Source organism: Candidatus Nomurabacteria bacterium (genome assembly GCA_020847275.1).
Classification (GTDB): Bacteria; Patescibacteriota; Minisyncoccia; order Phycocordibacterales; family JACOZG01; genus JADLCI01.
In genome coordinates this window covers 35,253-61,285 of record JADLCI010000006.1, presented here as the reverse complement: position 1 = coordinate 61,285, position 26,033 = coordinate 35,253, and the positions used below count along the sequence as shown (strand labels likewise).

Genomic DNA, 26,033 nt, shown 5'->3' with positions numbered 1-26,033 from the left:
GACCAGTGTTCACGGGGACATCAGGGTTGCCGTTTGGTGGGGTGGCCGTTGGCAGTTCCCAAGCGGCGTAAGTGAGGTTGGTGGAGAGGAGAAAAGCGAGGAGGAGGAGAAAGAGGGGTTTCATGGGTTTAATTATAAAGGTTAGACAAGGTAAACACAATTTGTTAGAGTGGATATGTCAAACTTTACTAATGTTCTCCTCTAGAACCAAAAACTGTTTATGTCATTATTCACCCTGGTGCTTATCACCGGGACGGCGGCCTTCGCTGGTCTCGTCCTTGGCTACTTTCTCCGCTGGCTAATCACCCTAGGACAGAAGGGCTCGATGGAATTAACCATCAAACAGATGATGTTTGAGGCTAAAGATCAGGCCCAAAAAATTATAGACAACGCAGAAGAGGAGGTGGCAGAAAAATTAAAGGAAATCAAGGAAGTTGAGAAACAAAAAGAAATCGAGCTAAAAACCCGCGAAGAACGTCTGCTAAAGAAAGATGATTTGCTGGATAAACGACAAACGGATCTCGAACAAGAAAAAGAAAACCTGAAAACGCGCGCAGAAGAGATGGAACGGGTCAGGGAAAGAATCTCCGCCCTTGAAGAGGAGCGTGAACAAAAACTACGCCACGTAGCACAATTGTCACCCGAAGAAGCCAGGGAAGAAATTATCCGCCTCGTAGAGAAAAAAGCCGAGGAAGACCTGCTTGCGCGGATGAGAAAACTGACGATTGAACATAACGACAAATTAGAAACGAAAGGACGGGAAATCCTCACGACGATTATTCAACGTCTCGCTAATTCCAGCATACCAGAGGTGCTTGCGACAACAGTGGAAATTCCCTCGGACGACATCAAGGGAAAAATTATCGGCAAAGAAGGTCGCAATATTCGCGCGTTTGAGAAGGCGACCGGCGTAGAAGTCATCATCGACGACACACCAGGAACAGTGACCCTTTCTTCATTCGACCCTGTTCGCCGACAGGTTGCAAAAACGGCCCTGATCGACCTCATCGCTGACGGCCGTATCCAACCTGCCAAAATTGAAGAAATGGTGGAGAAAGCAAGGGAAACAATTGCACAAACGATTAAACAAAAGGGAGAGGCAGCGGCCTATGAAGCTGGCGTCTTCAACCTAGATCCACGCATCACCTTAATTCTCGGAAGATTACATTTCCGTTCAAGCTATGGCCAGAACGTACTACAACACTCGGTGGAAATGGCCCACTTGGCGGGAATGCTCGCTGAAGAATTAGGAGCCGACCCCACCGTGGCCCGCGCTGGAGCATTACTCCACGACATCGGCAAAGCCGTAGACCACGAAGTGCCTGGCACTCACGTAGAAATCGGCAAAAGAATTCTAGAAAAATTTGGTGCTTCGCCAGAGGTGGTTAAGGCAATGCAAGCCCACCACGAAGAATACCCCTACGAAACCCTAGAATCTCGAATTGTGCAGGCGGCCGATGCCATCAGTGGCGCAAGGCCAGGCGCTCGCCGCGACAGCATAGAGAATTACATAAAACGTTTGAAGGAATTAGAAGATCTGGCGAACACTTTCCCGGGAATTGAGCGTGTCTATGCCATCCAAGCGGGCCGAGAAATTCGTGTCTTCGTGAAACCACAAGAAATAGGCGACCTAGAAGCCCAAAAATTGGCCCGAGAGATTGCCCTCCGAGTGGAACAAGAATTAAAATACCCAGGCGAAATAAAGGTGACAGTTATCCGAGAAAGTCGTGTGATTGAATACGCCAGATAATTGGTGTATAATAGGCGATTATCAGCCATTTTTAAGAAAAAATGAATAAACAAGCACTAGCTGAAGCGATTCACCAGAAAATTGGTGGAACGAAGGTGGCCGCGGAGCAAGCACTGGACGTGGTTATTGACTCCATCACCGCTACCCTGAAGCAAGATGGTGAAGTATCCATCTCCGGTCTTGGTATCTTCTCGGCGCGCAAACGAGCGGCCCGCACCGCGCGCAACCCCCGAACAGGTGAGCCAATTCAGGTTCCCGCGATGAGGGTGCCGAAGTTCCGCCCAGCCAAAGGTTTAAAGGACGCCGTAAAGTAAAACGACTTTGGTTGAAAGTCCCCGAGAAACCCCAGCCACTCTAGCTGGGGTTTCTTAGTACCCAGAATGAAGATATGTCTCCGTGATTTTCAAAATAATCTGCAAGGTTAAAAGGCCAGAGATAATCACAAGGGCGACGAAAGAGATGATTGTCTCAATGAAAAGATTCGTGCTAAGCTCGGGCAAGTTCGACATTGGGTAATATAGTATCACAAAGCGGGATTAGTTTAGTGGTAAAACGACAGTTTTCCAAACTGTAGTCGGGAGTTCGATTCCCCCATCCCGCACAAAACAAAAAAAGCCCCTCGCATTTGCGCGAGGGGCGGGTGAAATGGGAAACAACTGTCTGTCTACTTGCCTGCCGCAACGCGGGCTTTGGCAATCGCCTCCTTGACGATCTTACGGACCCTTGAAGGCATTGCGGTGCGCACAGGTCGCACGGGAAAACAAGCAATCGTTTCTGACCCGACAATCTCTCTGTTCCGTTTACGTTTCACAATATCTCCTTATATTAAAACACAATCTGGGAAGTATTCCGATACTTCCCTCATCGTTAAATAACCAGTCCAGTACTAGTTTGGTGCATTTTAGGATTCACGTCAATGACATTTAACACCAGGGCCTTTTACTGCTAGAGTAAATTCACCATGAAACTAAAAAACGCACATGACGGCCTGCGAACTTGGCTGGAGATTGACGAGGAAAAAGTTGCGCACAATTACCACGTCTTTCGAAAATTGTTGGACAAAAAGACCAAGCTACTCGCGGTGGTCAAATCAAACGCCTACGGCCACGACTTATTTCAGTTCGCGAAACTGCAAGAAAAACTGGGAGCAGATTGGCTTGGCGTGGACTCCATTGTGGAAGGAGAGGCGCTACGAGATTTCGGAATTAAGATCCCGATTTTGGTTCTTGGTTACACATTGCCAGAGAAATTTGCGGAAGCGGTGAAATATAATTTAAGTTTAACTATCTCCAGTTTTGAAAATTTGGAATTGTTGAAAAAGTGGCCGGCCAAGTTTCACCTTAAGATTGACACCGGCATGCACCGACAGGGCTTCTTGCCGACACAAATCGATAAAGTTTTGAAATTTTTACAGAAAAATAAAATAAAAAATTTTGAGGGTATTTATACCCACTTCCCAGCGGCGAAAAACCCCGCCTTCCCCAACGAAACTCGCGCTCAGCTGAAACAATTTCTAGAAGTGACAGAATTGGCCAGAAAAGCGGGCTTCCATCCCCTCTCTCACGCCGCGGCCACTTCCGGTGCCATCGTTTTCCCAGAAAGCCAGCTGGACTTAGCCCGAATTGGTATTGGTCTATACGGCTTTTATCCCTCGAAGGAAGTGGCCGCGGGATTCCAGAAGAAGTTAAACTTGCGGCCAGTTTTGAGCTGGAAAAGTATTGTTAGCGAAGTAAAAAATCTACCAGCCGGGAGCAAGCTTGGTTATGACGGCACAGAGAAACTGGCGGTGGCTGGCAAGATTGCAATTTGCCCAATTGGTTACTGGCATGGTTACCCACGATCCCTTTCCAGCATCGGCAAGGTTTTAATCCGTGGTCAGTTTGCAAAAATTCTAGGTCGCATCTCGATGGATATGATCATCGTCGACGTTTCGACGGTTAAAGGGGTGCGGGTTGGCAATATTGTCACACTAATAGGGCAGGATGGTAAGAACAAGATGACGGCGGACGAATTATCCAACCTCTCCGACACCGTTAACTACGAAACCGTAACGCAACTAAACCCCCTAATGAAACGGGTCTATTTTTAGAGACACTGTCGGGATGCCGAGAATCGAACTCGGGGCTTACCCACCCCATGGGCATATATTACCACTATACTACATCCCGCTTTCGCTATGACATTATAACGAAATCATGCTACGATGCGAGGCAAGCTACGGGCAAGACGGAGCGTGGTGTAACGGCTAACATTCCCGCTTTGGGAGCGGGCGACTCCGGGTTCGAATCCCGGCGCTCCGACAGAGATTTTTAAAAGAGATTGTGTTAACGGGCAATTAGCTCAGCTGGTTAGAGCGTACGATTCACATTCGTAAGGTCACAGGTTCGACTCCTGTATTGCCCACCGCGGGCCTATAGTCTAGTGGTACGACGCGGCATTCGCATTGCCGAGGCGCGAGTTCGATTCTCGCTAGGTCCACCAAATTTGATTTTGAGAAGAAGTTGCCTCGGCGCTAATCGAATTCCGCGCCTGGAAACATTATGTTTGTGGCAAACTAGCTTATCTGCTAGAGTTGAAAGATTATAAGTGGCTAAATAAATAGAAAAATGAAAAGATTAACAGTCCTCGTGCTTGTTGGAATCGTCCTAATCGTTTCTTCATCCATTATTCTCGACCGGTCACAAGACCAGTTAGCAATTCTCTATCAAAGTCGCCCGATTGGACAAGGTGCCGTATCCCCTGAACCACTACAAAGACCGCTCTCCGCCTGTGGCAACGGCATCGTTCAACCAGCCAGCGGCGAACAATGTGACGACGGCAATACTAATAATACGGACGGCTGTAGCAACACTTGCCAAGCCACCTTCGGAGCGAAAACCGTGCTCACTAGTAGCAACGCCGGAGAGGTTAGTGGTGCAGAGTGGCATGACCGTTCAAACAGTTTCTGGATAGTAGATGATGGTGGCAAAATGGTCCAGATTGCCAGCAACGGCTCAATCCTAGGTCGCTGGGGTAACCTGGGCGACATCGAGGGTTTGGCGGTTGCTGACCCCGCAAGCGATTTCGTCTATGTAGGAAGGGAAAATCCACCAAGCATTTTCAAATGGAACACCCAGACTCACTTACCTAATGACCTGAACACCCCTGGTACATTTTGGCCCCTAACCGACCTCCAAACCTGCACGGGCGGTAACGGCGGCACAGACGGGCTCGAGGCTCTAACGTTTGTGGAAAACGATGGCACTGGGGATATTTTCTACGCAGGTAGCCAATGCAATGGCCGAGTTTACAAATACCGGATAAATCAAGGCACTGGAACAATCCAGAACCTGGGAATGATCGCGGGGAAACCATCAAACTCCAATGACCTAGCTTCACTATACTTTGACCCACAATACCAAGTATTATATTGGGTCTACGACGACATCAATAAACTATACGCGACGAGAAAAAATAGTTCATCCATTCTGGCTTCCTGGAACTTTGATACCGGGATTACCCCAGACCAACAAGAAAGTTTCTCGATTAGAAACGGTAAGGCTTACCTCGGTACAGACAATGGGACGGCTGGGGCAGGCATCTTCTACGAGGTACCATTTGCTGGATTGAGATACTGATAAAACGGAGCGTGGTGTAACGGTAACATTTACGATTCGGGTTCGTAAGACTCCGGGTTCGAATCCCGGCGCTCCGACATGACAGGATCTTCTGTTCAGATTATACTTAACCAATCATGAACAAAACCCAAAAGATTTCCTTATTCCTACTCCGAGTCGGCTTAGGTCTTTTCTTTTTCTACGCCGGATTCAGTAAAATAATCGATTCCTCGTGGTCGGCAGCTGGCTATATCTCTAGTGCGAAGCACTTTGTTGGTTTCTACGGAGCATTATTATCACCAAGTATCTTGCCAATCGTTAATTTCCTAAATGCCTGGGGCCTAACTTTACTTGGCTTATCACTACTAACAGGAATTTTCGTCCGCTTAAGCTCTATCTTGGGTATTGTTCTAATGGCACTCTACTACCTGGCTCTCCCCTTTCCCCACCCAGATGCCCACTCGTTTATCATTGACGACCACATCATTCTGATTCTGGCATTACTCGTTGTCATCAATTTCGGAGCTGGAAAAATTTGGAGTTTGACGAGACGGGCCTAAGGGGTATCTAGAATTCCCTTATCTCTGAAAACTGCACCGTTAACATCGTGCTAAAAACGGACAAATCTCGCGAAATATCCGTGATCTGGGGCTCGACTACCGACGAGAACACCAAAAAATACCTTAAATTCACCAACAGAAAGCCGAGATAGCACCCCCAACAAAGATAATTTATAAAAAAGCCTCAACCGTTTCGGTTGAGGCTGGAACTCCTTGACGAGGCGTTATTTTTTCTTAAAAACAACCTTAACAAAACCGAGATTGACCGTGACTTCCGAAACATCAAGTGAGACAAAGAGTCTTTTTACAGAAAACCAGACGCGATTTACTGCTTTTCGCTCCCTCAACTTTAGCCCGTTCGGCATCCGAGCACGAAATGTCGCGCGCCGTCCCCTAGAGACTTGTCCATTCTTAGCTTTTCTCCGATGTTTAAAGTCGCGATACGGTACATGTTCTACAGGTACAACAATCCGTCTCTTATTCGCCATTTCTATCACCACCTCTCAGGTAAAAGGACATTCCCTGAATCAAAACTAGCATAAGTGACCCTACAACACCACATCTTCCAGCCAGTCAATTTTTAACTCCTGTCCCTCAGGATTAATGTAAACAGAAATCACATCTACCTGCCAATCAATTTTGTCGTCGTCGATATTTTTTTCCAACAAATAAGTCTCGATTACGCGTCGCAAACGAGCGCGTTTCCATGAATGCATATTATCTTCCGGCTCATAATCATCCTTATCTCCCCCCAAGCTTTCACGTGTAACACTGTTTCGTGAGACCGTTTTCACCTCCACAAAACGTAAATCGTTCCCCTTTTGAGCCACAATATCGATTTCACCCCATTTTTTCCAATAATTACGGCTAATTATCGTAAAATTATGTTTCTTAAGAAACAAACAAGCTAAATCCTCCCCTTTTTGACCAACCTCCAACTTAAAGGTCTGTCCTTTATGCACATTGTCCCCAAGGTTATCCACAGTTTTTGGCTTTTATGTCCTAAATACTTAGTGCTCTCGGAGGGATTCGAACCCCCAACGACGGTTCCGAAGACCGTTGTGATATCCATTTCACCACGAGAGCATTACAACGTTGAAACTTCAACATTTTATGATAACATAGAAAAGTTGCGGGTGTAGTTTAGTGGTAAAACACATCCTTGCCAAGGATGAGGCGGGAGTTCGATTCTCCCTACCCGCACAGATTGTTTCTATGTCTCACCAACTCAAGATCCCCGTGGAAGTTTCTAGAATAATCGACACCCTAAAACAAGGTGGTTTTTCTGCCTATCTGGTGGGAGGCTGTGTTCGAGATCTCTTACTAAATAGACCCCCCAAAGACTGGGATATCACCACTAGCGCCAAACCGGAGCAAATTGTGTCCCTATTTCCTAAAACCTTCTACGAGAACCACTTCGGCACGGTTACAGTTGTGGACGAGACGGCGGGGGTCGGGGAAGCACTGAAAAACATCGAGATTACGCCATTTCGTCTGGAGGGAGCATATTCTGATAAGCGCCACCCAGATAGTGTTAAATTTAGCGACAAACTGGAAGACGATCTGCAGCGACGCGACTTCACTATCAATGCACTTGCCCTTGACCCAACTAAAGGACAAGTTGTCGACCTTTTTGGAGGTGAAAGTGACCTAAAGAATCGGACAATCCGTTCTGTAGGACAAGCCGATGAACGTTTCACCGAAGACGCCCTAAGAATACTGCGTTGTGTCCGTCTAGCGGTGGAGCTCGGATTCACGATTGCCGATGAAACCACGAATAGCATAATAAAAAACGGGGCTTTAGTCCGTGAAATTGCGGCGGAAAGGATTCGTGACGAATTATGTCGGATAATTATGTCGGACAACCCCATGGTTGGCCTGGTTCTCTGCCATAAACTAATGATCCTAAAGCATTTTCTACCAGAGTTGGAGGAGGGGGTTCACGTGAAACAGAACGGTGAACACATTTACGATGTATGGGAACATACCCTCCGTGTCCTCCAACACTCCGCCGACAAGAAATACCCCCTAGAAATAAGGCTTTCCGCCCTGTTTCACGATATTGCGAAGCCACGAACACGCGCCTTTAACCAAGATAAGCAAAATTTCACCTTCTACGGCCATGAGGTTGTGGGGGCAAAAATGACAAAGATTATCCTGGCTAGGCTTAAGTTTTCACGTGAAACCAGCGATAGGGTAGTTAACCTGGTGAGAAACCATATGTTCTTCAGCGACACGGAGAAAATCACCTTGTCTGCAGTTCGTCGTATTATTGCTAAAGTTGGACGAGAAAACATCGACGATCTGCTAAAAGTCAGGATGTGTGACCGAATTGGTATGGGTCGCCCCAAGGAACAGCCCTACCGTCTACGCAAATATCAGTCAATGATCGACGAAGCATTACGCCAGCCAACCAGTGTTGGGATGCTAAAGGTAAGAGGAGACGATGTTATTCATGAAACGAAACTTCCGCCAGGACCCAAGATAGGCTTTATTCTTAGCGCTTTATTGGAAGAAGTGCTGGAAAACCCAGAAATAAACGAAAGGGAGTTGCTAATGAAACGTGCCCAAGAACTAGCGAATCTAGATGAAAAAACCCTAAAAGAGCTGGGTGACTCCGGTAAAGAAAAGATTGCTGAACTCGAAGAGGGAATCGTTGACGAAATTCGCAAAAAACATTTCGTAAAATAGTTTTTCCAAAAAACAAACCCCCGGCACGCAGCGCGGGGGTTGATTATCTCTCGGTCTCCAACGGGTGGAGAAAAAATGTCAGAGACAGGAGCTTCATCAGAAAGACCAAATCATCAACTGTCCTTTATGATAATCTAAAGGACATTCAAGGACAAGTGCCTGTCTGTGGATAACTAGGCGTGTATCCCTTGAACACAAAGTTCCCCACCACTCCTAAGCACGATCTTTGCCGTGAAAGCGTTTGTGGACTTCTCTGAGATGCTTGTCTGTAACATGAGTATAAATCTGGGTCGTGGCAATATTGGCATGACCAAGGAGAGCCTGCACCGAGCGAATATCTGCGCCGTTCTGGAGTAGGTCCGTGGCGAAACTATGGCGAATTATGTGTGGTGTCACCTTCTTAGAGATTCCAGCCTTAAGTGCATAGACCTTAATCAGTCGCTCCACACTGCGCGGAGTGAGTCGGTCACCGTCTTTATTTACAAACAAAGCCTCACCAGTAAGATCCTGCCTCTTTGCTAAATAATTCTGTAGCGCCCCACGGGCGGCAGGGGAGAGAAAGACCAGACGAACCTTCTCGCCCTTCCCCCGAACACTGAACTCGTCCTGTTTCAGATCAAAACTGTCTCGGTTGAGACCGCAAAGCTCTGATACACGCAGGCCGGTCGAGAAGAAGAGTTCCAAGATAGCCTTGTCTCGCAAACCTTTTTCATCCTTGTCACTCGGCGCATTTAGTAATCTCTCAAGCTCAACAGCACTGATTAAATCAAGCTCCCGAGCGCCGGTCTTGGCAAGCTCAATGCGATTGGGGGCAAGGGAATCCACTCCGCGCCAAGAAAGATGCTTAAGAAAGGTTCGTAGGGCAATCAAGTGATAATTTTGCGTATTTTTCTTGAGTCCGCGACGATTAAGAGCCAAGCGCCACTCGCGGATCCGTTCATCATCAATCTGTTTAATCGTGTTGATCTTGGAAAAAGTAAAAAAATCGGTGAGATAGCGGTCATAATTTTCTACCGTCTTCAAACTCCGCCCTTTTTCAATTTCCAGATGCTCTAGAAATCGCCGTCGCCAAACTTCAATCTCGCTAGACATCTCTATATTCTAACCCATATCAAATATTGTGCGACTATGATCGATGAAAGGACTGGTCTTGTTTTTTTAATTGATATATGCTATTCTTGGTTGCATATGCTGAAAAGTAAGAAAAAACAGGTTTTAATTAAGAAAAGCCGTGTCCATGAAAAAGATACCGGTTCCTCGGCCGTTCAAGTGGCTATTTTAAATGAGCGAATTGCTGAATTAACAAAACATTTGAAAAAGAACCAGAAAGATGAGCATTCCCGACGAGGTCTCTTGAAAATGGTGGCCAAGCGTCGCACCCACGAGAAGCATCTCGCCAAGCAGAAACCAGTTAAAGCGAAGTAAATGGCGATAATCAAACATAAGGGTCAGAGAGTCGGCGTTTTCATTGATACGCAGAACCTCTATCATTGCGCCAAGAACCTCTACGGCGCGCGAGTGAACTTCGACGCCATCATCAAGGAGGCGGTCTCTGGACGTGATTTAGTACGCGCGGTCGCCTATGTGGTCACGACAGAAAGCGGTGAAGAAAAGAGCTTTTTCGAGGCAATGGAAAAGATGGGGATTGAAATCAAGACCAAAGATTTACAGATCTTTTCTGGTGGCGCCAAGAAGGCTGACTGGGATGTTGGTCTTGCGGTGGACGCAGTGAAAATGGCGCCCCGAGTGGATGCTATTGTCCTGGCAACAGGCGATGGTGACTTCGTTCCTCTCGTAGAATATCTAAAGAACCACAGTGGAAACCAGGTGGAAGTAATGTCGTTCGGACGCAGCACTTCCGGTAAACTAAAAGAAATCGCCGATGACTTCATTGACCTCGGGTCTAACCCGCGGAAATATCTCCTGACGCCAAACAATCGCCGTCGCGCCAAACCTTTGTTATAATGGTTGGTAATGATTGACGACAAAACTCCTAAAGACAATTTAAACGAAAAGAGGACAGAGGCCCAAGCTGCAATGGCTGGTGCCGAATGGACAGCCAAACACGACCGAGAAGAACGTTTGAAGACGCTTCAAACTGAAACAGACTCATTGCGCCAAAAATTAACGGAGATAAATAAAGAGAAGGAACTCCTAGAACTAGACTGGATTGAATTGGACAATCAACGACGAGCATTGCGCACCATACTTAACCCGCTTCTTGACGAAGAAAAAAAAATCGAAAGCGAGGAAATCAGTCTAGAGTCCGAAGAAGCAAGAACTGGTTTAGCCGCCGACAAAAAAATAATAGAAAAGAAGCGCTGGGAAGTGCAAGACAAACGTAAGGAGATTGAGAAAAAAAAGTGGGATGAGGAAGAAAAGCTAGCGAAAATCGAAACAACTGTCCAAGCCAATACCGCAAAATATCGAACTCTTCTTGATGAAGAAGAGAAAATCGACCAAAAATTGCAGGAGTTAAAAATTGAACTAGCGACGATGCAAAATGGCTGAAAAAGACCCCAAAGAAGAGCGCCTGAGGGAGGCCAGGAGCGCTCTCGGTGGCGACAAAATCATCGAGCGGGAAAAGGTTGCAGAAAAACGCCGCCGGGAAGCGATCCTCGCGATGGAAGGGGAGAAGCATCGTGAACGACGCGAGCGAAGCGAGACAGAAAACATCGCTCGGCAAAATATTGCTCAAGCAAAAATTAAAAAAGCGGCAGCGGAAACGGCGGCAGTCCAAGCAGCTTCTGCTAGAGCTAAAGCTGAAAGGGCACAAGCAGAAGAAGACGCACTAGAACAATCCGTTAATCAACGAAACAAAATCAATCAATCAGAAGAATTAACAGAAAAACTGAAGGGGACAACGACAAAACTAAGTGGTTTCCGAACGATAAAAACAGATATGGCACGCGCCGTAAGAGAACGCGGCTTATCTTTGTCTAAAATTGCAACAATATCCGACCGACACAACGGAAAGGACACGCTAGTCAGTACTCGCGGTCGTCTTACCTGGTTGATTTGGCCCTTGATCTTCATCCTCATTGGAACGGCCGGCTACTTCGGTTGGCAATGGTGGCAAACTTCCGTGACGGCAACAAAAGAAACCCCACCCCCAATTTTGGAAAACAGCATCATGCGTGCCGATTTCATTCACCCAATTAGTCTTGATGCCCTGACAAGCGTGAGTCAGGCACGCGAAACTATTGACACAACAGCAAAGCAAAAAAACGAACAGAACGGATTAATTAATATCCAACTAACCAAACTGGGCGCCCCCATAATATTTGGAGATTTTCAAAAGTCACTTGGACTAAACCTACCAGAGGGTCTCACCAGACACCTACGTGATAACTTCTTCTTCGGCGTTTACGATAATGGCGAAACCAGAACCAGTTTTCTTATTCTTCAAACAAGTTTTTTCGACCAAGCGTGGTCGGCGATGTTTGATTGGGAGCGTTACATGGCAAGCGATTTGGGACCAGTTCTTGACAGCGTAAATGTCAATGAATCGATCTGGGTTGACCGTGTGCTCCGCAATAAAGATGCGCGAGAATTAGTGGACAAAACCGACAACTCCATTCTTATATACGGTTTTATAGACGAAAAAACAATCCTGATTACCAGAAATGAGAGTACTTTTGTAAAGGTTTTTGAACGGTTGATAGACCAAATATAGCCTGCTAGACTTAGGGTAAGATTATGTTTGATCTAAAATATTGGCAAGAAAAACTAACGGCTGAAAAAACTGACCTAGAAAGTCAGCTAAGTAAAGTCGGCAGAATTAACCCACAAAACAAGACCGACTGGGAAGTAAAACCGCTTGATGGCAGTGAGACGGCGTTTCGCGATGAAGTGGCAGATGATCTGGAGGAGATGGATGAGAGAGAAGAAATCGAGCGGGGTTTGGAAGAACGCCTACATCAGGTTCTTGAAGCGCTAGATAGAATCGCCAACAACAAATTCGGTATTTGCGAGGTAGGAGGAGAAGCAATTGAGGAAGAGCGCCTAATGACAAACCCAGCAGCCCGCACTTGCAAAGCACATATCGATGCTCGGTAAAGTTCACTCGGCCCAAATTGTGGGCTTGAAACCAGAAATCATTGATATAGAAGTGGACATTGCGAAAGGTCTTCACTCTTTTTCAATCGTCGGCTTACCAGATAAAGCGGTAGAGGAAGCGCGTGATCGAATCAGCGCCGCGATTAAAAATTCTGGTTTTCGTTCGCCGCAAAAGAACAACAAAAAAGTCATTGTCTCTCTCGCTCCAGCAGATATCAAGAAGGAAGGTCCGATCTTTGATCTAGCAATCGCACTGGCTTATCTCAAGGCGTCCGGGGAAATCAAATTTGATTCAGACAAACAACTTTTTCTCGGAGAACTTGGTCTGGATGGAACACTCCGACCCATACGCGGCTCCCTAATGATCGCCGAACACTCACGTAAAAAAGGTTTCACAGAAATTTACTTACCATTTAATAACGCCAGAGAAGCGGCGTTAATTCACGACCTTACTGTTTACGGCATCAGGACACTAAAGGAGTTGGTCCACCACCTCTCAACGGTCACAGACAATGAGGGTAAGGTCGCCCCGGTAGCTACAATCAAATCTTTCCCAACCACCATCGTGGAATTAGAGGAACCAGCTTACCTAAATGACTTAGCAGAAATTAAGGGCCAGGCCACAGCCAAACGTGGACTAGAAATTGCCGCCGCCGGTGGCCACAACCTAGCGATGAGCGGCCCGCCCGGCACAGGGAAAACGATGCTAGCCAAAGCATTTGCCAGCGTCTTGCCCGCACTTGATTTTGAAACAATGTTGGAAGCAACAGGTATCCATTCTTCGGCCGGAACACTTGGAGAAAAATTGATCACCCATCCGCCGTTTCGTTCACCCCACCACACCTCCAGTTATGTTTCGCTTGTCGGTGGTGGCAATATTCCGAAACCTGGAGAAATTACCCTTGCACACCGTGGAGTACTTTTCCTTGATGAGTTCCCAGAATTTGACAAGCGGGTTATTGAATCGCTCCGCCAACCACTAGAAGACCACATCATCCACGTCGCCCGCGCCCGCGGTTCAATGAGTTTCCCGGCCAACTTTATCCTCATCGCCGCGATGAATCCCTGTCCCTGCGGTAACCGTGGATTGAAAAACAAGGAATGCGTTTGTTCCCAGGCGGCACTCTGGCGTTATCAACGAAAAATTTCCGGCCCCATTGCCGACCGAATTGACCTCTGGCTTGACGTCGGGCAAGTAGATCACGCGAAACTGTCAGACACAACAACGAAAGAAGAATCTTCTTCCGTTGTTCGAGAACGGGTGCTCCACGCTCGAGAACTTCAAACAGCGAGATTTAAAAAGACGACCGGTAAACTAAAAACGAATAGCGACTTGGGCGTGAAAGAGCTGAAACAGTTCGCCCCACTCACGGAACCCGCCACCAAACTTCTTAATGACTCAGCAAAACATCTAGACTTATCCGCCCGCGCCTATCATCGTGTTATAAAACTTGCCCGTACCATCGCGGACCTTGCTGGCGACGAAAACATCTCGGAAAAACATTTACTGGAGGCCCTGCAATACCGACCCAAGGCACGGAGCGTCTAAAAACTAAATTATTTAAAACGGATTCTTCGCGCCACGAATCTCAAAGTGGAGATGGATACCCGTCGCCTTTCCGGTTGCACCCATGTAGCCGATCACTTGGCCCTGAACAACCTGCTGACCAACGAAAACAATTGTGTTCTGAAGATGTGAATACAAAGTCTGAGTTCCGTTTGGGTGCCCAATAACCACATAGTTGCCGTAACCACCGTTCCAGCCACCAGACTTAGCGACAAGCACCTTACCAGAAGCGGAGGCGAGAATCTCAGTACCAGCACTCGAAGCTAAGTCGACACCGTTGTAGCCGTGCAAGCCCTGCGTCTTCACACCGCCTGCGATTGGTCGGAGATAGTAGCCAGCATAACTTGGGCCACTTGCGCCCCTAACAAGGGTGGACGATTTTGGACTAGAAGTTTTGGCTGATGTCGGCTCTTCGCCACCAGGAATTAGCACAACTTGACCAATCGCCAGAGGGGCATCGGGAACAAGATCATTGAACTGAACGATTTCTTTCTCATCTCCATTAAATTTCTTAGCAATACTCGCGATTGTTTCGCCCTTCGTTACAACGTGCCTTAAACCATTTATTGGAAGAATGGTAAGTGTTTGACCCTCTCTAATCACAGCATTACTGGGTAAATCATTGGCCCACACAATCGTATTGACCGAAACGTTAAACATTTTAGCAATACCAGAAAGCGAGTCACCAGAACGTACAACATATAAGCTAATCTGATCACTTTGAGGTGTCTCCTCAATATCAGCAGAGGTACCGACAACACCAGAATCGGGGAGGAGAGCATCACCACTAATCGTGATATCCCCACCACCCATATAGTTGTTATTACCTGTCAAGGTAAGCGAGCTTGATAAACCAACATTTTGAGAATTAGACCCAAAGAAACCGGCGTAACTAGTGCGGTGACCGAAAGCGAAAATAAGGCTAGTTACAGCCAGAAATAAACCAAGAGAAAAAAGGAGTCTTTTTAGTTGGGGTAAAATAGGTCTAAGTTAAGCCAAATAAAGGGGTTTTGCGGTATAATAGCTATATTTTAAGCCGTTTTCTACAATTCAACCGTGACCATCATTCTAACGCAAAATAACCCCAATTTCAACTCCACAAGCCCCGCCTGTGGATATGTTAGAATGCCTAAATGTCACTAAATGAAGCACAAAAAACGGCGGTCGAACATTTAGTGGGCCCGCTTTTAATTGTCGCGGGTGCTGGAGCCGGCAAGACAAAAACAATAACCGAGAGAATAGGTCATCTCCTTACGAAAGGAGTGGCCCCAGATCGGATTTTGGCCATCACCTTTACCAACAAGGCGGCACGAGAACTGCGGGAAAGAGTGGGCAATGAACAAGTTTTCGTGAGCACCTTCCATGCGCTTGGCGTCCACATATTACGTGACAACGCCCAAAAACTGGGGCTTAACAGAAATTTTACCATTTTCGACAAAGATGACTCTTCCCGAGAGATAAAGTCAATTCTGCTGGAGCTCGGTTTCGACCCAAAATCGTTGGAGCCGAGACGAGTGCTTGGTGGGATCTCGCGCGCAAAGGGTGACGGCTTAAATCGGACCAGCTATCGCGCAAACACCCACAGTGGATTCTTCACCGACACGGTTTTAAGTGTGTGGCAAAAATATGAAGAAAACCTTCAGAAACAAAAGGCCCTAGACTTCGACGACTTGCTACTAAAAACGACAGAGTTACTGGAACGCGACCCAGACACCCTAAATCACTACCGAGAACGTTGGCACTACTTACACATTGACGAATATCAGGACACCAACCCGATTCAGTATCGCCTGGCTAGACTACTGACGGGGGAACGAAAAAATATCTGCGTGGTGGGAGACGTGGATCAATCAATTTATTCTTGGCGGGGAGCAGACTTCCGTAACCTACTACGTTTCGAGCAAGATTTTCCCGAAGCCAAGGTTGTTTTGCTAGAAGAAAATTATCGTTCCACCCAAAATATTCTCGCAGCGGCAAACGAGGTCATAAAACAAAATCGCGAGAGACATGACAAAAAGTTATTCACCAGAAATCTGGCCGGGGAAAAAATTAGCTTAACAATCACCCTAGACGAAAGAGAGGAGGCGCAACTAGTGGCAGAAAAATGCGCTGAATTAATACGAGCAGGAAAGAATCCAAACGAAATCGCCATACTTTATCGTGCTAATTTCCAATCTCGTGTTCTCGAAGAAGCCTTGCTACGATCTGATATCCCTTATCAGGTACTAGGAACAAAATTCTTGGAGAGACAAGAAATCAAAGATGTGCTGTCTTACCTTCGAGCCGCCTTAAACGAGGAAGATGTTGTGAGCATAAGGCGCGCCATCAATCTACCACCACGCGGTCTCGGCAAGGTGACTCTGGCAAAAATATTTTCTAATCAAGAAGCTGAATTATCGACAAAAGTTAGAGCAAAATTGGCGGAGTTTAGAAAAATTTTACAAACTATCCGCGAGGCGATACCCGCCCAAAAACCTTCTGACCTAATCAGAACAGTTATCGAACAGACCGGTCTGGCAAAAATGTGGCGCGAAGGTGGGCCAGAAGAAGGGGAGCGTTTGGAGAACGCCAAAGAACTTGCGACACTGGCCTTAAAGTACGACCACTTCCCCCCTCAACAAGGGATTGAAAAATTGTTGGACGACGCAACGCTAGCCTCTGACCAAGATAGCCTGGACGAAAAAGACCAGAAAAAAGTGGGGGTGAAATTAATGACGGTTCACGCCGCCAAAGGATTGGAATTCCAAACCGTTTTTATTATCGGACTAGAACAAGATCTTTTTCCCCACCGTGGTCGCGAAAATGAAAACGAAACCCGCGACACCGAAGAAGAAAGGCGACTCTTTTACGTCGCCCTCACACGCGCAAAAGAAAAACTGTCTCTCTCCTACGCACAACTTCGTACCATTTATGGTTCCCGTCAAGTTACCTTGCCTTCTGAATTCCTGAGTGATATTCCATCAGAGCTGTTAGAAACAGAAAACGAACCGACCAGCTTTATCGATTTTTGAAAGTCTATTTGCGGTATAATCTAGGAACAAATGCTAGCGAAAAAATCATTGGGCCAGAATTGGTTGCGTTCGGAAAGAGTCGCGCGCCAAATTATAGCAACGGCAAACTTGGGGCCAGGAGAAACAGTCTTGGAGATTGGTCCGGGTCAAGGTTTCCTCACTAAATTCTTACTAGAAACCGGCGCAAGGGTAATCGCGGTAGAAAAGGACGATCGGCTGATTGAGTTGTTACAAGGAAAATTCGCCGGAAAAAAACTGAACCTAATCCACGGCGATATTCTGGAGTTGGAAATTGATTTACCAAAAAGATACAAGCTGGTTGCCAACTTACCTTACTACATAACCGGACAAGCATTGCGACAATTTCTAGAGTCGGAGAACCAGCCAGAGAAAATGGTACTGATGCTACAAGACGAGGTCGCGAAGCGCATTGTCGCCAAAGACGGCAAGGAGAGCTTACTTTCAATCGCCGTCAAGGCTTTCGGTCAGCCAAAATATGTGGAGAAAGTTCTCGCAAAATGTTTCACCCCCATACCGAAAGTACATTCGGCAATCCTTTCCATCGAGAAGATAAGCAAAGACAACTTCATCAAAGTTGACGAAACAAAATTTTTCGAGATCGTGAAAAGGGGATTCGGGAGTAAACGCAAGATGTTGCGCAACCATTTAAATGTTTCACCGGTAATTTTTACAAAATGTGGTATCAGTGAAACAGGTCGAGCAGAAAACTTGACTCTAGAAAACTGGCTATGCCTCGCCGAGCAAGTTTAGCGGTAACGACTCTTGTGCCACTGATTCTCGCTGCTATCTTTTTTCACCATCCACCGCGACAAACGATAATACTGGACGGAAAGAAAATTGACTTGGAGTTGGCACAAACCCCGGAAGAAATGACGCGAGGCTTATCTGGTCGAGAGGGCTTACCGGAGGACTCTGGCATGCTTTTCGTTTACCCAGAAGATACCGTCCCAGCCTTCTGGATGAAGGACATGCGCTTCCCCATTGATATAATTTGGCTAGATAAAAACTGGATGGTGGTCGGTATAGAAAAAAATCTCTTACCCTCAACTTATCCGCAAACTTTCTCCCCACCCAAACCGATTCGTTATGTTTTGGAAAAAAACCCCAGTTAGAGGTCGGATGTTCCAACCTGGACAATTGTCCCGAAAGTCGGGGAAGGAAAACATTCAAAGAAAAGTTTTTTACAAACTCCTCCCGGAATCGCCGAGCCAACCACATTGGGACCGGGGCTGAAAATATTATAGTGTGAGTAAAGTTGCGAGGTCTCGTCAAACATAAATACGCCGGGACTCGGTGGACCAATTGTGACCGCCACCCCGTTGCAGCAATATTCCACTTCCTCAATCATCCCACCAAAAGTGAAGGGGGTAGCAGCATCAGTTTGTGGCGTCTGTTTTCCAAAGCCAAACCAAACCACACCCACAGATACAATGACCGCTCCGATGATTAGGAAAATAGATTTCATAATTGCAAAAAGAAACGCCCCGGTTCGGCCGTTAAACCATTCGCATTACGAACATAAAACCCAAAGGGCAGTCTCGGGAAACCGTGCTGTTTCAATAATGTTGTATTAGAAGGAAAACCGGGAACAGTAAAATCAAAAGTGATTGTTCTTCCGTCTGATGAAGGGCGAACTACTTCACCATAACCGGTGTAAACCGTGTTCCCGGTGGGCGTGAAGCCGGTGCCGGAAAGGGTAATTGTCTCATGTGGTCCACCAGCAGACGGGCTGACACCAGAAATCGTGGGCGGAACTAGTGGGGCAGGGGAAGATAGCGAGACGGTCGTTTGACTTGCTGGATTTGTGGCTAATTGTGAACCAGAAGCTAAGCCGGAAAGAGATGTCGGGGTTGGCCGACGAACAACAGCCGGCTGTTGATTAACAGCAGGCCTTAAACTAATCTTGCTAATTAGCTCAACTATGCGCTGAATAATCTCAACTAGCCTTGTTACCTCAAATGTGTTGACACTTTGAGATTGCGCTAAAGCGAGCGACGTATTACTAAACAAAATACCACCAAACAACAAAACGATAAGAAGTTTCTTCCTCATAAGTTTTACCCTAGAAGTATAACACGGTTATAGCATATAATTAGGGGGTGAAAAGAAAAATCTTGTGGATTCTCGTTCCGCCATTATTCATCATCGTCATTGTGTTTCTGTTGTGGTGGCGAGGCACAAGAATAATCGAGCAGGAAGAAGCAGAGAAACGTTTGGAAGAAACAGCCCTCGCAAGTGATGCCGATAATGACGGACTAACTGGTTGGGAAGAACGACTCTGGCAAACCGACCCAAACAACCCCGACACCGACGGTGATGGTACTAAAGATGGTGAGGAGGTGGTGCAGAATAGAAACCCCCGTCTCGCCGGGCCAAATGATCCCCTAAACCAGGTGGAAGATCGAGCAATTATCGTGGGCACTCAAGCACTGGTAGATAAACAAGCCCCCCTCGCCAAGCTCGACCCCAAAACACTTGAAAAAAATCAGTACAAATTTACGGATCTTAGACTGACAGATGAGGATACTGTTCAAACGGCCAATGTTTACCGAACAACAATTAAGAAAATCCTCCAAGATTACACCGACGGACTGGTGGGTAATGAAACCACGCTAATGTACAACTTGTTTCAGAATTCAGAAGACACAGGGTCATACGAGATTTTGAAAAGTGCAACTCAGAATATCCAAACCACGATTAGCCGACTCTTGGTTACGCCCGTACCAGTCTCCGCCTCACTTCTCCACCTTTCTCTCATAAACACCTTAGCCAATCTCGGCCAAATAATTTATAATATGGGACAAGTGGCGAGCGAACCGCTCCTCGCCGTGGAGAGTGCCGACCAGAGAACGATTCACTATGGCAAGGTAATTACCGTAATCAACGCTCTAGATCATTACTTCTCCATTTCCCCAAAAATCAAATGACCAAATTTCTCCTTAAAAAACTCCTCCCCATTTTCTTAATTGTCAGCCTAGTCTTACCTCAACTAGCAATGGCGCAAACCTCTAGTGGAGGATTCTGGAGTGCGTTCTATAAACAGTCCACTCAAGAGTTAAAGCAGGAACACAAAGAAGAGGAGGGGGACAAAGACCCCTGCAAACCCGACCAGCAGGGAATCAACTTTGGCAACAACCTTCGTAATGTAATCAGCCGAGGACTTCAGCAGACACTGTCTCAAACCATCGGAAACACGATTAGCAACAACCTCCACAATATTGTTCAACAACAATTAACCCAACAACTACCGAGAATCATTCAGGACGGCCTAAGTCGCCAACTGCCAGCCCTAATTCAACAACGGATGCGGTCGGCCAATGTGACCCAACCCACATCTGGCATGCTTCGTGATTCAATCAGACAACTGCTTCCGCAGATTATCCAAAACGAACTACCAAACGCCCTAGAGACGGGAATCAGCGAGCAACTACGAAATAATCTCACCCCCCAATTCGAGAATCAAATTTACGACGACGCCTCAGAGTCTTCGCCTTTGTTAGCCGCCGATGCTGGCTTCCAAGAAATGATTGGAAGAGTCTTCGGCCCCGGTGGCTCACTCTTTGAAACACTGAACAGTGTTCTTAGCGCCTTGCCACAAATAGTTACATCACAAATTCAAGACGGGGGAGGAATAAACACGACGGCAACCCTTAAGACACTAGCCAATGTTGCCATTCAAATGACGCAACAGCAAATTACCATCATGCTAAGCGACTTAGCTCAAAACATTCAGCGCGGCATCGCCAATGACGCAGCACACGGTATCTCGCAAAGTGGTGGGATAGACAAGCTGGTACAGCAAATGATGCCCACAATTATGCAGGTCGTCCTCCAGGGTGTCTCCGGTCCGGGGGGCCACGCCGGACTGATGGGTCAATTCAACAATACCAATTTCAATAACGCTATCAGTAATGCCAGCGACAGCTTCGACAACTTCAATTTCAATGATTGGGCAGGCAATAACATCACGGCGGCGATTGGTTTCGATCTGGCGCCAGTTTCACAGGCAATTGCCCAACCACTTGCTCTGGCCACTGTTTCCGGACTAGGGATATCTGGTTACGATAGCGCCATCGGTAATCTCGCCGCGATTGGTTATAACGGGCCAGTGACAATCGACACCTTGACCGCCGGCAGTCAGTTGACTCCGCTTGGAATTGACTATGCCCAGAGACTCGGCGGTTTCAGCGGGCAAATGGATGGTTCTGTGGCGCAGTCGCTCAATGCTGGGAACCTGGGTGAAGGCTTTCCTGATTACGAAACCTCTATTCTTGAGGGGGCACCATCAGCAATGGACAATATCGGGTCCGACGCCGCTGACGCGGTTGATTCCCAAACAATTGCCTCAAACTCCACTTTGGGTTGGGGCTCACTTGGTAATCAACTTGGGGTGGGGGTTGTAAGCGGTATTTCTGGCGGCATTGGTGGTCTCGTAGATGGCGTTCCTTATGTCGGGGGCCTACTTTCCCCAATTGCAGAAAATATGGTGAACCTCGCCCTCACCAACGCTTTCGGATTAGAAGAATTGGACCAATTTGGTCTCGCAACACGTGTTCCGGTCAGCGATGCCGCCCAACACAGCGCTACCATCCAGACGATGAAAAATCAGACTAAAACTCTCTTCAAGCCAGCCGCGGGAACAGAGGCGGGAATCAAGCAAAACAACGAACAAAATAAGGCAATTATTAAAACCCAGAATGAACAGAAACAGGTGGCCATCAAAGATTGTTTGAAAAACAAATCCTCACTCTTTACTTTAAAAAACTTAGAAACACTAGGACGCGTACTAAACCCTGCCGCTTGGGCCGGATCAATGGTACTTACCGCCGCCGCCCTTAAAAATTTCCAGAAATTCAAGGTTAATGCCATTCCCGACCGTTTCGGCGGAGGAGACAATAATCAAGGTCACTCAACGACAGCCGATATCAACCAAAACTGGAACGATGCCTCGGAGGAGGCGTTGCTCAAAGCCTCTTACTTGCTTAAACAAAGTGGCAATGAGCAAGATGCGAAAACTGCCCGTTTACTAGAAGCCCTCACACAACAAAACCGTCTACCGGCAGCCACCATGTCACAATCCGAGTGGAACAAATTCAATAGCAACACACCATCACTAAGTAAGCAAGAATTCTGGGATAATTGGCTCAAAGCAATAGATAATGACCCCACCACAAGAACACTAGAGGGTATTGAATACGCCCTAAGTAATGCTAGCCAACAGCGAGAGCAGGCAACAGTCCAGTATCTGGCGAATAACGGAGTAAATGACTTGGTTGAATGTAAGGAGTGGTCAAGCCAAGTAGAACTAAAGCCAACCTGCATCGGTGGCTGGCAGATCAAAACTCGGGGGTCAACAATTAGTCAGCGGGAAAACATCCTCGGCATCGTAGACATCTTGAAGCTGGTCATGGCCAGCAATTACAAGGAAGACTCGGTGGGGCCGCTCGGCAAGTTAATTGAAATGTTTAACGCTAATGGTGGTATTGATCCAAATAGTTTAGTCCTAGAAGGAGATAACCCCTGTCCGGGACTAGAACCATGTAATCCGAACCAGCAATACCAGCAAAGCGGTTACGATGTGACAAATTACAACTTGATTGACCAATATTCTTTCGGGTCCAACTTCACTAATTCACTCAATCAGGCAATAAACACCGGGGTCACCAATCTTGGTAATCAAGCAAGTGGTTGGACATCACAACAAATTGGATCACTTAGCGGCTACCTAGACTCTGGAATTCGCGGTCGCGGTTTTACTAATAGTAATTTCTCCAGCGCGGATAGCTGTAACTTCCAGTGCAGCAACCTTGTACACAATACCGTGGTTGATTCACTTAGTCGGGCCGGGCTGAGCCAAGAACAAAATATTATTCTTGAGATTAAGGCAAGGATTATTGAGCTTCTAATTAATCACGTGAGCGGCAGATAAAATGAAGAATTTCCTCAAAATTTTCATCGTAATCAGTTTCATTTTTCTAGCGGGTCACGCCAGCGCAATAGATATCCGGGGCTTTGATACGCCGGTCGGTCCGGAAAATTTGGTCGACTATTCAGACACTGCCCTGCGAGCCAGCCTAAGTCCAAATCAAAACGCCGAAGATCGAGGGGCAATCCTGTCGGAACTGGCCGTTAGAAATGATTTCAACGAAGGCCGAATAAATTCCTCTCAGGCGAGTGAGAGGAGACAACAATATACAGACGCTTTTTTCCACAGAAATGGGGCGGTATTCAACACCGGAAACTTGGACACCACAACGGGCCTTCCTCCTGGAAATTCTGGTAACACTGGCTCTGGTAATCCCCAGAATGGCGGCCTAGCGGGTGGAGAAGAACCGCTACCGGATTGTGGTTGGAACACCGGCTGTATAATACTCCGTGCTGTTGCCTGGCTACTTTGGTGGGTAGTTCGCCTGTTCGCCCTGCTAGTGATATTGGCCAACCAGATCTTCAATCTAGCAATTGATATCTCGGTGCGCGAATTTAATACTTACGCCGGGCTTGATGGCGTCAAAACGGCTTGGTCAATCTTCCGTGATTTGGTAAATATTTCTTTCATTTTCGTTTTGCTTTATGTCGCTATTGGCACCATCCTTCAGCTCAATTCCGTCCAAGGGAAACACCTTTTAAAAAATGTTATTATCGCCGCCCTTTTGGTTAATTTCAGCTTCTTCTTCACGGGCATAATCATCGACGCCAGCAATGTGGTGGCAAACCAGTTCTACTCCATGGCCGGCGGAGAAAATCCCACTGGCGTAAACGGCGCGCCAGATATCACCACCTCACTAATCGATGGGATGAGGAAAAGTTACTACGAAGATGTTCTGGCTTGGAATGGCAATGATAGTGACAGCACCCTACGACAATTCGGATCAATTCTAACTTCTTACGCTGGTCGAATTGTTCTGATGCTGATCACCGCGACGGTTCTCTTCGCTGGGGCGGTAATGTTCTTCATTCGCACAATTGTCCTCATCTTTGTGCTCGTACTATCACCCGTTGCTTTCCTTGGTTTCGCCATCGGGGGAGACGGTCTGGGAAAACTGGCTAAGAAATGGCAAAGCGCCCTGACAAACCAAGTCATTTTCGCCCCGGTCTATCTCTTGCTTATTCTTATGACGATAAAATTGGTTAACTCTGGTGATCTGGGCGCGGCGGCAAACTCGGGGCCGGTTGGCAGTCTGGTTGTCTTCGCTATCGTAAACGGCCTAATGCTTGGTTCATTGATCATTGCCAAAGAACTTGGCGTCGCTGGCGCCGCACTTGGCACCAAGTTGGGTGGAGGGATCACCGGCTTTGGCGCCAAGTTACTTGGTCGGCCAATCGGTGGAATTATTGGAAGCGGCTATAAAGCGATGGGCAAGAGAGTGGCCCCAGACGGCGGGATCCTAAAAAGAGGTGAGGAGGGTTTCAAGCGTCTCACTCTCCAGGCTAAAAAAATCCCTGGTGTTAAAGAATTTACTGAAACATTGTCTGAGGGTCGAGTAGTCAAACGCGCTGTTGAATCCGTGACCAAGGAACCTGGTCGCCTACTCAATGAGGGTGTGTCCAGCGCCACAGGAATCAAGATATTGGGGCAAACCAAAGACGACGAGAGGGAAGCCGCGAAATATGCCAAGGAAGAAAAGGAGCGTGCGAATGAAAGAAAGGACAAGGAGAAGGGAGTTGAACTTGAACAAATTGCTAACGACACCCCAGTAGAGACAACGACCAAACCGCTAACAGAAGCAGAGAAAAAAACTCAAGAAAAACACGAGATAGCGGTTCAGGAAGTAAGCAATAAAAATATCGTCAAAATCGACCCAGACACACTCGTAAAACTAGCCCACCTACTATCCGAATCGCAAATGACCGCACTATCCGACGGGAAAGACGGTATCGAGCCAAAGAAGTTTGCAAAAATTAAGGAAAAGAGGGAAGAATTATTACGTGAGTCAATAAAGGAGAACAGATCAACTATAATTGAGAGGGAGATTGATAAGATGTCGAACAAAACTCTGGCTAAATTCATCGCTGAACTGAACGAAAAGGATCAAGAACAATACGAAAAAACAATTCAAGCAATTGCTAACAATATTGACAGTAGAATTCTAGGGGAGCTATCTAAGGTGGGTGGCGCCAAGAGAACTCGTCTCGCCCAAATTGCCAGGAGAATGTCCGACCAAGAAACAGTACCTGGAGCGGGCGGTGGTCGAAACCCAACAAATTTACCACCTGAAGAAAACCCAAACCCCGGGAGAATTATCATTCCATAAAAAATGAAAACTTACACGCAAGAAGAGTTAGATAAGCAGTTTGACCAGGCGCCAGCCATCGTGCGCGAGGCTTTGTTTTCCAAAGAAACGTCAGATAGGATCAAACTAATAGGAGACAGACATAAACTACACATTGACCAGATCGGCTCCTTGTCTGACGAGATTGGCCTCGTAATGCTCGGCCTTGAGCCCTCAAATATCTTTGTCTCTAACATCGAGACCCGGCTTGGAATAGAACGTTCACTAGCCGAACAGATTGCCACCAATGTAAACAAAGAAATTTTTCTGAAGATCCGCGAATCCTTAAAACAAATGGAGGAAAACAAGAATACCCCAAAACAAGATGAGCTCTTGCGCGAAATAGAAAACCAGACGGCTTTACCAAAGATTAGTGAGGAAAAACGAACTATTTTTGAACGAAAACTGACGGAAAACTTTCTAACTGGTTCGCCAGATACCCCCACAACCGCCAACAACCCAACACCCATTAAAAAGATTGACCCCTATCTCGAACGACCAGAATAAA

At 46.8% G+C, this 26,033-nt stretch carries 25 protein-coding genes and 8 tRNA genes; 25 read left to right on the top strand and 8 right to left on the bottom strand.

Features of this window, described 5'->3' with window-relative positions:
• Window positions 1-220 precede the first annotated feature (220 nt).
• A complete protein-coding gene (gene rny / locus IT398_01375; GenBank protein ID MCC6290697.1) occupies window positions 221-1,750 on the top strand; it encodes a ribonuclease Y in 1,530 nt (509 codons plus the stop codon).
• Window positions 1,751-1,791: 41 nt separating this feature from the next.
• Window positions 1,792-2,064 (top strand): HU family DNA-binding protein, encoded by a 273-nt coding sequence (locus tag IT398_01370; GenBank protein MCC6290696.1) that lies wholly within the window; start codon window positions 1,792-1,794, stop codon window positions 2,062-2,064.
• A 54-nt stretch (window positions 2,065-2,118) separates the two neighbouring features.
• Here the strand turns inward: IT398_01370 and IT398_01365 are convergent, their stop codons facing one another.
• Window positions 2,119-2,259 (bottom strand): hypothetical protein, encoded by a 141-nt coding sequence (locus IT398_01365; protein MCC6290695.1) that lies wholly within the window; start codon window positions 2,257-2,259, stop codon window positions 2,119-2,121.
• A 21-nt stretch (window positions 2,260-2,280) separates the two neighbouring features.
• Between IT398_01365 and IT398_01360 the strand changes: the two genes are divergently transcribed.
• A tRNA-Gly gene (locus IT398_01360) sits at window positions 2,281-2,351 on the top strand.
• A gap of 360 nt (window positions 2,352-2,711) precedes the next feature.
• The gene (gene alr / locus IT398_01355) at window positions 2,712-3,839 is read left to right on the top strand and encodes an alanine racemase (protein MCC6290694.1); all 1,128 of its coding nucleotides are present in this window, start codon (window positions 2,712-2,714) and stop codon (window positions 3,837-3,839) included.
• Between the two features lie 8 nt (window positions 3,840-3,847).
• Here alr and IT398_01350 read toward each other — a convergent pair.
• Window positions 3,848-3,918, bottom strand: a tRNA-Pro gene (locus tag IT398_01350).
• 59 nt (window positions 3,919-3,977) lie between these two features.
• Between IT398_01350 and IT398_01345 the strand changes: the two genes are divergently transcribed.
• The 6 genes from IT398_01345 to IT398_01320 all read left to right on the top strand — a co-directional run bounded on the left by IT398_01345 (window position 3,978) and on the right by IT398_01320 (window position 5,906).
• Window positions 3,978-4,050, top strand: a tRNA-Pro gene (locus IT398_01345).
• A 29-nt stretch (window positions 4,051-4,079) separates the two neighbouring features.
• A tRNA-Val gene (locus IT398_01340) sits at window positions 4,080-4,153 on the top strand.
• A gap of 4 nt (window positions 4,154-4,157) precedes the next feature.
• Window positions 4,158-4,231 (top strand) — tRNA-Ala (locus IT398_01335).
• Window positions 4,232-4,356: 125 nt separating this feature from the next.
• Window positions 4,357-5,367 carry a DUF4215 domain-containing protein gene (locus IT398_01330; protein ID MCC6290693.1) on the top strand — a complete coding sequence of 337 codons (1,011 nt, stop codon included), beginning with the start codon at window positions 4,357-4,359 and terminating at the stop codon, window positions 5,365-5,367.
• A 5-nt stretch (window positions 5,368-5,372) separates the two neighbouring features.
• Window positions 5,373-5,444 (top strand) — tRNA-Pro (locus IT398_01325).
• A gap of 39 nt (window positions 5,445-5,483) precedes the next feature.
• The gene (locus IT398_01320; GenBank protein ID MCC6290692.1) at window positions 5,484-5,906 is read left to right on the top strand and encodes a DoxX family membrane protein; all 423 of its coding nucleotides are present in this window, start codon (window positions 5,484-5,486) and stop codon (window positions 5,904-5,906) included.
• Window positions 5,907-6,454: 548 nt separating this feature from the next.
• Here the strand turns inward: IT398_01320 and IT398_01315 are convergent.
• Both IT398_01315 and IT398_01310 read right to left on the bottom strand, forming a co-directional pair.
• Complete coding sequence (locus tag IT398_01315) at window positions 6,455-6,889, bottom strand: YraN family protein (protein ID MCC6290691.1); 435 nt, start codon at window positions 6,887-6,889, stop codon at window positions 6,455-6,457.
• Window positions 6,890-6,920: 31 nt separating this feature from the next.
• Window positions 6,921-6,992: transfer RNA gene (locus tag IT398_01310), tRNA-Arg, on the bottom strand.
• Between the two features lie 46 nt (window positions 6,993-7,038).
• Here IT398_01310 and IT398_01305 point away from each other — a divergent pair.
• Together IT398_01305 and IT398_01300 are read left to right on the top strand one after the other, a co-directional pair.
• A tRNA-Gly gene (locus IT398_01305) sits at window positions 7,039-7,109 on the top strand.
• A gap of 12 nt (window positions 7,110-7,121) precedes the next feature.
• A complete protein-coding gene (locus tag IT398_01300; GenBank protein MCC6290690.1) occupies window positions 7,122-8,597 on the top strand; it encodes an HD domain-containing protein in 1,476 nt (491 codons plus the stop codon).
• Between the two features lie 213 nt (window positions 8,598-8,810).
• Here IT398_01300 and IT398_01295 read toward each other — a convergent pair whose 3' ends face one another.
• Window positions 8,811-9,689, bottom strand: coding sequence for a tyrosine-type recombinase/integrase (locus tag IT398_01295; GenBank protein MCC6290689.1), 879 nt, complete (start codon window positions 9,687-9,689; stop codon window positions 8,811-8,813).
• 96 nt (window positions 9,690-9,785) lie between these two features.
• Here IT398_01295 and rpsO point away from each other — a divergent pair, with 96 nt between their 5' ends.
• Genes rpsO through IT398_01265 form a run of 6 tightly spaced genes read left to right on the top strand, consistent with a single transcriptional unit; the run spans window position 9,786 to window position 14,205 of the window.
• Complete coding sequence (rpsO, locus tag IT398_01290) at window positions 9,786-10,022, top strand: 30S ribosomal protein S15 (protein MCC6290688.1); 237 nt, start codon at window positions 9,786-9,788, stop codon at window positions 10,020-10,022.
• The gene (locus IT398_01285) at window positions 10,023-10,562 is read left to right on the top strand and encodes an NYN domain-containing protein (protein ID MCC6290687.1); all 540 of its coding nucleotides are present in this window, start codon (window positions 10,023-10,025) and stop codon (window positions 10,560-10,562) included.
• Window positions 10,563-10,571: 9 nt separating this feature from the next.
• Complete coding sequence (locus tag IT398_01280; GenBank protein MCC6290686.1) at window positions 10,572-11,108, top strand: hypothetical protein; 537 nt, start codon at window positions 10,572-10,574, stop codon at window positions 11,106-11,108.
• Window positions 11,101-12,273, top strand: coding sequence for a hypothetical protein (locus tag IT398_01275; GenBank protein ID MCC6290685.1), 1,173 nt, complete (start codon window positions 11,101-11,103; stop codon window positions 12,271-12,273). The genes IT398_01280 and IT398_01275 overlap by 8 nt, the downstream gene beginning before the upstream one ends.
• 23 nt (window positions 12,274-12,296) lie before the next feature.
• Window positions 12,297-12,656: a TraR/DksA C4-type zinc finger protein gene (locus IT398_01270; GenBank protein MCC6290684.1), complete on the top strand. Its 360-nt coding sequence runs from the start codon at window positions 12,297-12,299 to the stop codon at window positions 12,654-12,656.
• Window positions 12,646-14,205, top strand: coding sequence for a YifB family Mg chelatase-like AAA ATPase (locus IT398_01265; GenBank protein MCC6290683.1), 1,560 nt, complete (start codon window positions 12,646-12,648; stop codon window positions 14,203-14,205). The genes IT398_01270 and IT398_01265 overlap by 11 nt, the downstream gene beginning before the upstream one ends.
• Window positions 14,206-14,217: 12 nt before the next feature.
• Here IT398_01265 and IT398_01260 read toward each other — a convergent pair whose 3' ends face one another.
• Window positions 14,218-15,036 (bottom strand): M23 family metallopeptidase, encoded by an 819-nt coding sequence (locus IT398_01260; GenBank protein ID MCC6290682.1) that lies wholly within the window; start codon window positions 15,034-15,036, stop codon window positions 14,218-14,220.
• 320 nt (window positions 15,037-15,356) lie between these two features.
• On the opposite strand from IT398_01260, the gene IT398_01255 reads away from it, so the two are divergent.
• The 3 genes from IT398_01255 to IT398_01245 are packed head-to-tail and all read left to right on the top strand — an operon-like array spanning window position 15,357 to window position 18,367.
• A complete protein-coding gene (locus IT398_01255; protein MCC6290681.1) occupies window positions 15,357-17,234 on the top strand; it encodes a UvrD-helicase domain-containing protein in 1,878 nt (625 codons plus the stop codon).
• Window positions 17,235-17,264: 30 nt separating this feature from the next.
• Window positions 17,265-18,005, top strand: a complete 741-nt coding sequence (gene rsmA / locus IT398_01250; GenBank protein MCC6290680.1) for a ribosomal RNA small subunit methyltransferase A — start codon at window positions 17,265-17,267, stop codon at window positions 18,003-18,005.
• The gene (locus IT398_01245) at window positions 17,984-18,367 is read left to right on the top strand and encodes a DUF192 domain-containing protein (GenBank protein ID MCC6290679.1); all 384 of its coding nucleotides are present in this window, start codon (window positions 17,984-17,986) and stop codon (window positions 18,365-18,367) included. Before rsmA ends, IT398_01245 begins: the two co-directional genes overlap by 22 nt.
• Here IT398_01245 and IT398_01240 read toward each other — a convergent pair.
• Together IT398_01240 and IT398_01235 are read right to left on the bottom strand one after the other, a co-directional pair.
• Window positions 18,364-18,720: a hypothetical protein gene (locus IT398_01240; GenBank protein ID MCC6290678.1), complete on the bottom strand. Its 357-nt coding sequence runs from the start codon at window positions 18,718-18,720 to the stop codon at window positions 18,364-18,366. The two genes, IT398_01245 and IT398_01240, sit on opposite strands and share 4 nt — an antisense overlap.
• Window positions 18,717-19,307, bottom strand: coding sequence for a hypothetical protein (locus IT398_01235; GenBank protein MCC6290677.1), 591 nt, complete (start codon window positions 19,305-19,307; stop codon window positions 18,717-18,719). The genes IT398_01240 and IT398_01235 overlap by 4 nt, the downstream gene beginning before the upstream one ends.
• A gap of 47 nt (window positions 19,308-19,354) precedes the next feature.
• On the opposite strand from IT398_01235, the gene IT398_01230 reads away from it, so the two are divergent.
• The 4 genes from IT398_01230 to IT398_01215 are packed head-to-tail and all read left to right on the top strand — an operon-like array spanning window position 19,355 to window position 26,032.
• Window positions 19,355-20,182 (top strand): hypothetical protein, encoded by an 828-nt coding sequence (locus IT398_01230; protein ID MCC6290676.1) that lies wholly within the window; start codon window positions 19,355-19,357, stop codon window positions 20,180-20,182.
• Complete coding sequence (locus IT398_01225; protein MCC6290675.1) at window positions 20,179-23,184, top strand: hypothetical protein; 3,006 nt, start codon at window positions 20,179-20,181, stop codon at window positions 23,182-23,184. Before IT398_01230 ends, IT398_01225 begins: the two co-directional genes overlap by 4 nt.
• Window position 23,185: 1 nt before the next feature.
• Entirely contained in the window at window positions 23,186-25,507 is a 2,322-nt protein-coding gene (locus IT398_01220; protein MCC6290674.1) for a hypothetical protein, read from the top strand.
• Between the two features lie 3 nt (window positions 25,508-25,510).
• Window positions 25,511-26,032: a hypothetical protein gene (locus IT398_01215; GenBank protein ID MCC6290673.1), complete on the top strand. Its 522-nt coding sequence runs from the start codon at window positions 25,511-25,513 to the stop codon at window positions 26,030-26,032.
• Window position 26,033: the final 1 nt, after the last annotated feature.